Below are 2,755 nucleotides of genomic sequence, written 5' to 3' on the forward strand. Positions count from 1 at the left end.
TTAAAGACCCAATTGCGAATTATAGAGATTATTTACTTCGCGTTAGTGTACTATCCTTAGAGGAAAATGAAAAAATAAAAGTGGCTATAAAAGCAGAAATCGATGAGCATTGGGCAATTACACAAGCGGAGCCAGAATGTATTGCCGACTTAGCCGAAGAACTAAGCGATATGTATGAACCTTACGAGTTTGAAGCTATCAATCCTGGTGATAAAGTAGAGAATATAAGAGTAGTAGACGCCATATCGAATGCCTTGCGTCAGTCCATGGAACGTCATGAGAACTTGGTGATCATGGGACAAGATATTGCTGAGTATGGAGGTGCCTTTAAAATTACGGATGGTTTTGTGGAGCAATTTGGAAAAGACAGAGTTCGCAACACACCCATCTGTGAAAGTGCTATAGTCTCCGCCGCCAATGGATTATCCATCAACGGTTTCAAAGCAATAGTCGAAATGCAATTTGCCGATTTCGTTTCTTCTGGTTTCAACCCAATAGTCAATTTATTAGCAAAACAGCATTACCGTTGGAATGAAAAAGCCGATGTTGTCGTGCGCATGCCCTGTGGTGGTGGCACGCAAGCCGGACCATTTCACTCGCAAACCAACGAGGCATGGTTTACCAAAACACCTGGATTGAAAGTAGTCTATCCTGCTTTTCCTTATGATGCCAAGGGCTTGTTGAACACAGCCATCAATGACCCAAATCCGGTGATGTATTTTGAACACAAACAATTATATCGTTCGGTTTATCAAGACGTACCTACAGATTATTATACCATTCCATTTGGGAAAGCGGCACTATTGAAAGAAGGAATACAAGTAACTATAATTTCTTTTGGAGCAGGAGTGCACTGGGCATTAGAGACTTTGACCAAACATCCTCAAGTGAGCGCTGATTTAATTGACTTACGCAGTTTACAACCCTTAGATACTGATGCCATATTTACTTCAGTTAAAAAAACCAACAAAGTAATTATACTGCAAGAGGACACCCTTTTTGGCAGTATCTCTAGTGATATCTCGGCTATGATAATGGAGCACTGTTTTGAGTATTTGGATGCTCCTGTGCGCAGAGTAGGTAGTATTGAAACTGCTATTCCGTTTGTAAAAGCTTTAGAAGACCAATATCTTCCAAAAGACCGTTTTGAAGGTACTTTGTTGGAGTTACTAGCGTATTAAAAAGTTATGCTTTTATTTTAGTCTCTAACTTAAGAAATATAAAATCCAAATTATATTGGAGTCATAGTTTTCAATATTTAGTACTAAAAACACCTATAAATTGGAAATTTTATTAATTTTTTTATCACTATTTCTTATTTTAACTTTTCTCAAATTATAATTTTGTAACTTAGTTAGAATAATAGTTTTAAAAAAAATATATGTGGTGGCAATATACATTAGTTTTTTTAGGAGCCTTTGTTTTTGATGTAGTTCCTTTTCCTTTTCCACCTGCTTTTACCATTATGGTATTTCTCCAAATCTATTTTCATTTAAATATTTGGATGGTAATTTTCATTGGTGTAGCAGGTTCTATTATGGGTAGGTATGTACTCACACTTTATATTCCTTTTATTGCGGGTTCTATTTTTAAACCTGCAAAGAATGAAGATGTCCAATATTTAGGTAAGATTTTAAAAGAAAAAGGATGGAAAAGTCAAATGGTTATTATTGCATATTCCTTGTTGCCTTTACCAACCACTCCATTGTTTGTTGCTGCGGGAATGGCAAATTTGAAACCATTATACATTATTCCTGCTTTTTTTGTGGGCAAATTTACTAGTGATACCATCTTAGTGCATCTAGGAAAATACGGAACAGAAAACACCGAAAAAATACTTCAAGGAGCTTTCTCATGGCAATCATTCACTAGTTTGGCTATAGGTCTTTTAATGATTAGCGCGCTATTATTTATAGATTGGCGATCACTTATTCAGAAGAAAGAATTCAAATTTAATTTTAGAATATGGAAATAAAATAATTCCAAATAATTCCGGATTATTTTATGCTTAACTTTTGTTTAGTTTACTGTTTTTGTAGCCATATAAGAAATAGAAAACTAATCCTATAACTAGCCACATTCCAAACCATTGCCAATTAGATACTGCCATACCGGTTAGTAAATAGCAACAAGAAATTAACCCAAGTAAAGGTATAAGTGATAGATTTTTAAGAAATGCCACTATAGCCATTACAATACACAATATAATAAATAAAACCATAGGTATATTGGTAGCAAAAAAAATATCAGAGTAACTAAAAGTAATTGGGAAGAATGTCGGCAAGTAATATTGTGCCAATCCAAAAGCTGCTAAACATAGTATTGGAAAAATATATTTAGAATTGATATAAGGTATTCTAAATTTACCTTTAGTAGTGCTTTCTGCTAGATCTGTTTCACTTTGTGGAGAAAGTAATAACACTCCACCACAAACCAATACAAAAGCAAATAGCGTTCCGATACTTGTAAAGTCTAATACAAAATTTTCATCAGTAAAAAATATAGGAAGACCAACCACTAAACCGGTTACTATAGTTGCAAATCCTGGGGTTTTGTATTTAGGATGTATTTCAGAGAATTTTTTTGGCATAAGCCCATCTCTACTCATGGTCATCCAGATACGAGGTTGTCCCATTTGAAAAACTAATAACACACTAGTCATAGCTACAACAGCAGCAATAGAAACAATGAACAGCATCCATTTAACACCTTTTAATGCAAAAATTTCTGCCAATGGATCACTAACGCCAAGTTG

The 2,755-nt window shown here is 34.7% G+C and carries 3 protein-coding genes; 2 read left to right on the plus strand and 1 reads right to left on the minus strand.

The window, feature by feature from the left end:
• Positions 1 to 1,181 (plus strand): transketolase C-terminal domain-containing protein (locus ACOYLT_RS11430; protein WP_422853971.1); only part of this gene is annotated, 1,181 nt, incomplete at its 5' end.
• A 200-nt stretch (positions 1,182 to 1,381) separates the two neighbouring features.
• A complete protein-coding gene (locus tag ACOYLT_RS11435) occupies positions 1,382 to 1,975 on the plus strand; it encodes a hypothetical protein (protein WP_422853972.1) in 594 nt (197 codons plus the stop codon).
• A gap of 33 nt (positions 1,976 to 2,008) precedes the next feature.
• Here the strand turns inward: ACOYLT_RS11435 and ACOYLT_RS11440 are convergent.
• On the minus strand, positions 2,009 to 2,755 hold a 747-nt coding region (locus ACOYLT_RS11440), incomplete at its 5' end, for an amino acid permease C-terminal domain-containing protein (protein WP_422853973.1).

Origin of the sequence: Flavobacterium sp. (assembly GCF_049318185.1) — a bacterium.
Lineage (GTDB): Bacteria > Bacteroidota > Bacteroidia > Flavobacteriales > Flavobacteriaceae > Flavobacterium.

Bases quoted from the DNA above. Each gene is read 5' to 3' on its own strand.
- ACOYLT_RS11435 (WP_422853972.1), top strand. From the start codon at position 1,382: ATGTGGTGGCAATATACATTAGTTTTTTTAGGAGCCTTTGTTTTTGAT.